The sequence below is a fragment of the Mycobacterium sp. genome (assembly GCF_032162105.1).
Classification (GTDB): domain Bacteria; phylum Actinomycetota; class Actinomycetes; order Mycobacteriales; family Mycobacteriaceae; genus Mycobacterium.
This window is the reverse complement of the sequence record NZ_JAVRPS010000204.1, coordinates 1-6,321: the sequence shown is the minus strand read 5'-3', so window position 1 is coordinate 6,321 and position 6,321 is coordinate 1. Positions and strand designations below refer to the sequence as shown.

Below are 6,321 nucleotides of genomic sequence, written 5' to 3'. Positions count from 1 at the left end.
CCGCGACAAGCGCCAGCGTCGAGATGGCGCCGCGGCGCTGGTGGGCGCCGACGCGCGACGGCCCGGTCGCCGTGCCCGGCGTGATGAGCACGTCGACGTCGTCGAAGATGGCGGTGACGCGCGCGGTGACATCCGCCTCCGCCGTGCTCATCGCGGCGACCCGACGCTCCGACACGAGCCCGCCGATCCGCGCGAACATACGCGTGCGGCGGTCGAGGCGCTCCGGCCGCGGCAGCGCATCGACGTCGTCGTGGACGCCGCGGAAGTAGCGCGGCAGCGCCTGGCCGTACACCGCGCTCGGCGGATAGTCGGGATCGCGTTCGACCACGTCGTGGCCCAGTTCGCGCAGCAGTGCGCCGGCCTCGGCGACCGCGGCCCGCTGCGCCCTGCCGACCCGCGCGGTCAGCGGGGGCGGCACCTTGGTGCTCAGCGCGATCCGCAGCCTGCCCGGTGCGCGCGCCGCCGCCGCGACGAAACCGCCGTCCGGTGCGTCGGTGGCCGTCACGTCGAGGAACAGTGCGGCGTCCTCGACGGTCCGCGCGAGCGGGCCGTTGACGCTCAGCCCGCACCACGCACCGTCGTGCGGCGCCAGCGGCACCCGATCGCGTTGCGGCTTGATGCCGAACAGGCCGCCCCACGTCGACGGAATCCGGATCGACCCCATGCCGTCGGAGCCGAGCGCCAGCGCGGCCAGTCCCGCGGCCATGGCCGCTGCGCTGCCACCGCTGCTGCCTCCCGGCGCGAACTCGGTATTCCACGGGTTGCGCGTCGCCCCGAACGTCAAGGTCTCGGTGAACGGCCAGATCATCATCTCGGGTACCGAGGTCTTGCCGACGATCACTGCGCCTGCCGCACGCAGCCGACGCACCACCTCGGCGTCCTGCGTGGGGGCCGGCCCGTGCGCGCTGGTGCCGTAGGTGGTCACCTCGCCGGCGACGTCGACGTCGTCCTTGATCGCGATCGGCACGCCGAGCAACGGCAGCCGCTCCCCCGCGTCGATCCGGTCCTGCGCGGCTGCCGCCTCCCGGCGGGCGGAGTCGGTGAGAACGACTCGGTAGGAACGAATTTCGCCGTCCAGCCGGGCGATGCGGTCGAGGTAGACGTCCAGCAGGGCAGGCGCGGTGACGGTGCCTGCGGCGAGCAGGCGTGCCTGCTCGGCGGCACCGGCGTAGGCGAGGTCGCGAGGGTCCATTCAGGCCATTCTGCTAGCCGTATCTCGCGGCGTATTCGCCGGGCGTGCACCCGAGCATCGAACGGAAGTCGTTGATGAAGTGTGCCTGGTCGTACCAGCCCAGCCGGACCGCGAGGTCGGCGAAGTCGAGCGACGGGTCCGTCTCGATCTCCAGAGCGGCGTGCTGCAGCCGGTAGCGGCACAACACCCACTTCACCGGAACGCCGACGTAGCGACGGAACACCCGCTGCGTGGTGCGCGCGCTCCACGGCGAATGCGTCATGACCTGCTCGACCCGGTGCAACGTGTCGTCGTCGCGGATCCGGTCCACCAGCCCGGTCAGCGCCGCATAGGTCGGGTCGCGTTCTTGGGTACCAGCGGCGATGGCCTCGTCGAGGCTGGCCGATGCCGATTCGACGTCGTCGTCGAGACATAGTGGCGCACCGAACAACTCGTCATCGGCGGGTTGCACCCGCCCCGTCAGTGGGGCGACGTCCCTGTTGAAGCGCGCCGCGAACCCGCCGGGCCGGAATCGCGCCCCGACGACGGCGCCGCGCTGGCTGATGGTGGTGCGGAACACCCGCTCGACCACGCCGTGCACCAACGTGTTCGGCAGCGGAAAGCCGTGGCGCGGGCCGTCACTGCCCCACTCGTGGGTGAGGTGCAGCGACGGAAACGTGATCACCGCGTTGTCGAATGGCTCCTGCCCGCGCAGGTCCCAGCTCACCGACCAGAAGTGTTCCACGAACTCCGCGGTGGCATCCGATGGCGCCCACCGAGCGAGGTCGAACGCCGACGTGGTGCCCGCTCGGCCGACGAGTCCGCGCATCGGGGCCGCTGTCGCGTTTTTCCAAGCTCCCACCGCACCACCCTATGAAGATCGGGAGACATGAGCGTCAAACCAATCCCGGAGGGCTACAGGAGCCTGACCCCATTCCTGTGCATCGACGGCGCTGCCGAGGCGATCGACTTCTACGTGGAGGTGTTCGGCGCCAAACTCGTCGAGCGGATGGATGGCCCGAACGGCATCGTCGCGCACGCCGAACTGGATTTCGGCAACGGATCTGGGGCGGGCCGTCTGCAGCTGTCGGACCCGCAAGAGGCCTACGAGCTCGCCGCGCCGAAGCGCGGCGAGTTCGCCACTCACTCCGTTGGGCTGTACTGCCCCGACGTGGATGATGTCGTGGCGCGGGCCGAGAACGCCGGCGCGACGATCCGCGAGCCGGCGCAGACGTTCGTCACCGGCGACCGGTTCGCGTCGATCGTCGACCCGTTCGGTCAGCGCTGGACGGTGATGACCCGCGTCGAAGATGTCTCCCCGGACGAGCGCGACCGCCGGATGGCCGAGTGGGCCAGCGAGAACGCCTGAGATATCAGCCAAGCCGCGTCACGCGGAAGAGCTTCACCTCGGAGCCGACGCCCTTGAGACGTCGGGCGCCAATCGACGACCAGTCGAAACCATGCGCGTTGCCGATGGCGTCGCGCGCGGACTCGGCGACCAGGACGGCCCCAGGACGTGCCGCGGCGGTCACGCGGCTCGCCAGGTTGACGGGATTGCCGAACCAGTCGCCCGCACGGCTCACCGCGCACCCGGAGGCAACGCCAATCCGCAGGCGGGGCAAGTCGTTTGCCACTGCGGCGTCCGCCAGGTCCAGCGCGGCCTCCAAGAGCGGCACCGGGTCATAGCAGACGAGCATCACCGCGTCACCGATCGACTTGACGAAGCGCACAGGTGTGACGGCCGCCTCGTGGGCGAGTTCCGCGAGCCTGCTGGCAACGTGTTCCAGCTCTTCGGGTGGCAGCGATTCACCCAGCCTGGTGAAGCCCGCAAGGTCGGCGAAACACACGGTGACCATCCGTGCACCCGGCAATCCTCCCGCGGCGCGCTCGGCGGCGTTGACGGCCTCGATCGCAAACGAATGCCGCAGCTGGAGGCGGATGAAGTCTTCCATCATCGGCCCGAGCATCGGAGCGGCCCTGCGCGCCAGTTCCTCCGACGCTTCGGCAATCTCGATCTCGGTGGCCCCCGGCCGCAGCAGGGTTTTCAGGGCTGCCTCTCGCATGATCGCGGCGGCATGAGCGAGGCTCTCCGTCATCACCCGCGTGACGGCCACCGCGTCGTCGGGAGCGATGCCCAGCTCGAGGAGGAATTTCGCCCCCGTCGCGGCCTGTGCGTCTGCGCGCAGCAGAACGGCCGCGTCGGGATCCTCGATCCTGGGCAGGCCGATGGCGAGGTGCAAACGCTGCAGCAGCTCGAGGTCGAACCCGGCCGTCGCGCAGATCTCGCGCGCAGACACGTAGTCCCCGTCGTCGCCGAGCACTCTGTTGGCGGCCAACATCAGCGGAGCAGCGACCGACCCACGAATGTGGTCGAGGTCGAAACCCCGGTCGAGCAGCCATGCGATCAGGTCGGCGCGTTCCTGGCGCGCCTTTCCCTCGAGGCCGTCGAGCAGGCCCAGCGCCTCGATGTCGACGTCCGCCGTCACACCGTCAATCTATGCCTCAACGGCGGCCGCGCGACCCACCTTTCGCGCACCATCGAGGAACAGGTCAACCACGGCGTCGGTGGCCGCCTCGGGTGTGGTGGTTCCGGCCACCGTGAGCCACAGCGCCCGCTCCAGCAGCGCCCCGAACATCTCGAAGAGCACCTCGGCGGGCGGGTCGGCGCGCAGTACCCCTTCGCGCACACCACGGTCGATCACATCGCGGACCGGCTGGACCACACGCTGCTTGTCAACCGAGTCGAGACGATCTTCGTCCTGGGTGATCAAGGCGGCGTACTTGGCGCCGGTGCGCAGGAAGACACTGGTCAGCCTGGCGATCGCACGGTCGATGGGGAGGTCGTCCAGATTCGCCGCCGCGATCCCCGCCGACAGCTCGGAGACACCGGCGTCGGCGGCGCCCTGCAGCAGCGAATCGCGCGTCGGGAAGTGCCGGTACAGCGTGGCCCGGCCCACCCCGGCCTCGTCGGCGATGTCGATCATCGCCGCGTCGGGCCGCCGGCCGAGCACCCGCGCAGCGGCTTCGAGGATCACCGCCCGGGTCCGTTCGGTCGTGCCATCGGCCTTAGTCACACACCGATGTTAACGTCTCATGACGAGACACGAATGTCTCGCATCGATGTATGCTCGTCTCGTGACCACACGAGAGCTAGGACGCACCGGTATTCACGTTTCGCCCATCGGCCTGGGAACGATGCAGTTCTCCGGCGCCGGACTGATTTCGGCCTTCTTTCCCCCGCTGGCCCAGTCGCAGGTCGACGTGATCGTCAAGACCGCGATCGACGGCGGCATCAACTGGTTCGACACCGCCGAGATGTACGGGGGCGGCAAGTCCGAACGCGGCCTCAGCAGCGGCCTGGAACACGCCGGGATCAAACCGGGGGACGCCACCGTCGCCACCAAATGGGCCCCTCTGCTGCGCACCGCAAAGAGCATCGAGCGCACCATCGGCGACCGGGAAACGGCGCTGGATCCCTTCCCCATCGATCTGCACCAGATCCACATGGGCTACGGCAGCTTCTCGCCGGTGCGCACCGAGGTGCAGGCGATGGCCCGGCTGGTCGAAGCCTGCGACATCCGGTCCGTCGGTGTCAGCAATTTCTCGGCCCGGCAGATGGAGATCGCGCACGAGACCCTGGCCGCGCGCGGAATTCCCTTGGCCACCAATCAGGTTCAGATCAACCTGTTGCACCGCAAGATCGAGACCAACGGTGTGCTGGAAACCGCGCGACGGCTTGGCGTCACGTTGATCGCATACTCCCCGTTGGCCAGCGGGATGCTGACCGGAAGGTTCCACGACGACCGCAGCCTGGTGGCCAAGATGCCACGCGCACGACGGCTGATGGCCGGCTTCACCGACAGGCGGCTGGACCGTACGGCTCCTCTGATCGACGGCATGCGCGAGATCGCGGCCGCCCATCAGGCGTCGATCAGCCAGGTGGCCCTCGCGTGGCTGATCACCTATTACGGCGATACCGTCGTCGCAATTCCCGGCGCATCCAAACCGCACCATGCCGAGGAGGCCGCAGGCGCGATGAACGTCGCGCTGTCGGAGCAGGAGACGCAACGGCTCGCCGACCTGTCGGCGGCCGTCACCGGCTAACGTATCGGGGTGCCCTGCGTGTTCTGCGCCATCGTCGCCGGCGAGGCCCCCGCCATCCGCATCTACGAGGACGACGACTACCTGGCCATCCTCGACATCCGCCCGATCGTCCGCGGCCACACGCTGGTGTTCCCGAAGACGCACACCGTCGACCTGACCGATACCCCGCCGGACACGACCGCCGACATGGTGCGGATCGGGCAGCGCATCGCGCGAGCCGCGCGCCAGTCCGGACTACATGCCGACGGCAACAACGTCGTCATCAACGACGGCAAAGCCGCATTTCAGAGCGTGTTCCACATCCACCTGCACGTGGCGCCGCGGAAGTCCGGCGACAAGCTGTCCTTCGCCAAGGGGCTGGTGGTGCGGCGCGATCCCGACCGGGAGGCCACGGGGCGCATCTTGCAGGACGCGCTGGCGCAACTGGACACCGTTGAACGAGACTGACGCCATGGACATCTCCGAATTCATCGAGCAGCGCGTGGGCGTGCCGCTACTGATGCTGCACGACAAGATCTACAGGGGCACGAACGGCCGGATCGGGCACCACATCCCCGGCGGACCGCCGAGCCTGCTGCTGCACACCGTGGGCGCCAAGACAGGGCAGCAGCGCACCAACTCGCTGTCTTACGCCCGCGACGGCGACGACTATCTCGTGGTCGCGTCCAAGGGCGGCGACCCGAAGGCACCCGGCTGGTATCACAACGCGAAGGCCAACCCGAAGGTCGAGATCAACGTCGGGCCGAAGCGATTCCCCGTCACGGCGAGGATCATCGGCGCCGACGACCCCGACTACCCGCGGTTGTGGAAGTTGGTAAACGACAACAACTCCAACCGCTACGACGGTTACCAGAAACGCACGACGCGGCAGATTCCGATCATCGCGCTGACGCCCTAGAACAGCTCCTTGGCGAGCAGTTCCAGCGTCCGCTCGCGGGCCGGCGCGGTCGCCGGGTCGACGCCGCGGTACGCGGATGCGACGGGGTTGACCATCACCTCGTCGACGCCGAAATGCTCGGCCAACTCGCGCACCTGGTCGGCGGCCT

At 68.8% G+C, this 6,321-nt stretch carries 8 protein-coding genes and 1 pseudogene; 4 read left to right on the top strand and 5 right to left on the bottom strand.

Features of this window, described 5'->3' with window-relative positions:
• Both QOC69_RS10410 and QOC69_RS10405 read right to left on the bottom strand, forming a co-directional pair.
• Nucleotides 1–1,192: amidase (locus tag QOC69_RS10410; protein WP_526439055.1), on the bottom strand; the 1,192-nt coding region annotated here is incomplete at its 3' end.
• A 13-nt stretch (nucleotides 1,193–1,205) separates the two neighbouring features.
• A complete protein-coding gene (locus tag QOC69_RS10405) occupies nucleotides 1,206–2,033 on the bottom strand; it encodes a helix-turn-helix domain-containing protein (RefSeq protein WP_526439053.1) in 828 nt (275 codons plus the stop codon).
• A 27-nt stretch (nucleotides 2,034–2,060) separates the two neighbouring features.
• Here QOC69_RS10405 and QOC69_RS10400 point away from each other — a divergent pair, with 27 nt between their 5' ends.
• A complete protein-coding gene (locus QOC69_RS10400) occupies nucleotides 2,061–2,540 on the top strand; it encodes a VOC family protein (protein ID WP_526439051.1) in 480 nt (159 codons plus the stop codon).
• 4 nt (nucleotides 2,541–2,544) lie between these two features.
• Here the strand turns inward: QOC69_RS10400 and QOC69_RS10395 are convergent, their stop codons facing one another.
• Nucleotides 2,545–3,657, bottom strand: a complete 1,113-nt coding sequence (locus QOC69_RS10395) for an adenylate/guanylate cyclase domain-containing protein (protein ID WP_526439049.1) — start codon at nucleotides 3,655–3,657, stop codon at nucleotides 2,545–2,547.
• A gap of 9 nt (nucleotides 3,658–3,666) precedes the next feature.
• On the bottom strand, nucleotides 3,667–4,245 hold the full coding sequence (locus QOC69_RS10390; protein ID WP_526439047.1) for a TetR/AcrR family transcriptional regulator: 579 nt from the start codon (nucleotides 4,243–4,245) through the stop codon (nucleotides 3,667–3,669).
• Between the two features lie 61 nt (nucleotides 4,246–4,306).
• Between QOC69_RS10390 and QOC69_RS10385 the strand changes: the two genes are divergently transcribed.
• From QOC69_RS10385 to QOC69_RS10375, 3 genes are read left to right on the top strand one after another with little or no spacing between them, the layout of a single operon-like run.
• Nucleotides 4,307–5,275 (top strand): aldo/keto reductase, encoded by a 969-nt coding sequence (locus QOC69_RS10385; protein WP_526439045.1) that lies wholly within the window; start codon nucleotides 4,307–4,309, stop codon nucleotides 5,273–5,275.
• 9 nt (nucleotides 5,276–5,284) lie between these two features.
• Nucleotides 5,285–5,722: an HIT family protein gene (locus tag QOC69_RS10380; protein WP_526439043.1), complete on the top strand. Its 438-nt coding sequence runs from the start codon at nucleotides 5,285–5,287 to the stop codon at nucleotides 5,720–5,722.
• 4 nt (nucleotides 5,723–5,726) lie between these two features.
• Nucleotides 5,727–6,173, top strand: coding sequence for a nitroreductase family deazaflavin-dependent oxidoreductase (locus QOC69_RS10375; RefSeq protein WP_526439041.1), 447 nt, complete (start codon nucleotides 5,727–5,729; stop codon nucleotides 6,171–6,173).
• Here the strand turns inward: QOC69_RS10375 and QOC69_RS10370 are convergent.
• A pseudogene (locus QOC69_RS10370) lies at nucleotides 6,170–6,321 on the bottom strand (LLM class flavin-dependent oxidoreductase); the annotation flags it as partial. The gene QOC69_RS10375 and the pseudogene QOC69_RS10370 sit on opposite strands and share 4 nt — an antisense overlap.

What these genes read in the sequence shown, in the direction of transcription:
- QOC69_RS10375 (WP_526439041.1), top strand. Translation starts at nt 5,727, where the DNA reads ATGGACATCTCCGAATTCATCGAGCAGCGCGTGGGCGTGCCGCTACTG.
- QOC69_RS10400 (WP_526439051.1), top strand. Translation starts at nt 2,061, where the DNA reads ATGAGCGTCAAACCAATCCCGGAGGGCTACAGGAGCCTGACCCCATTC.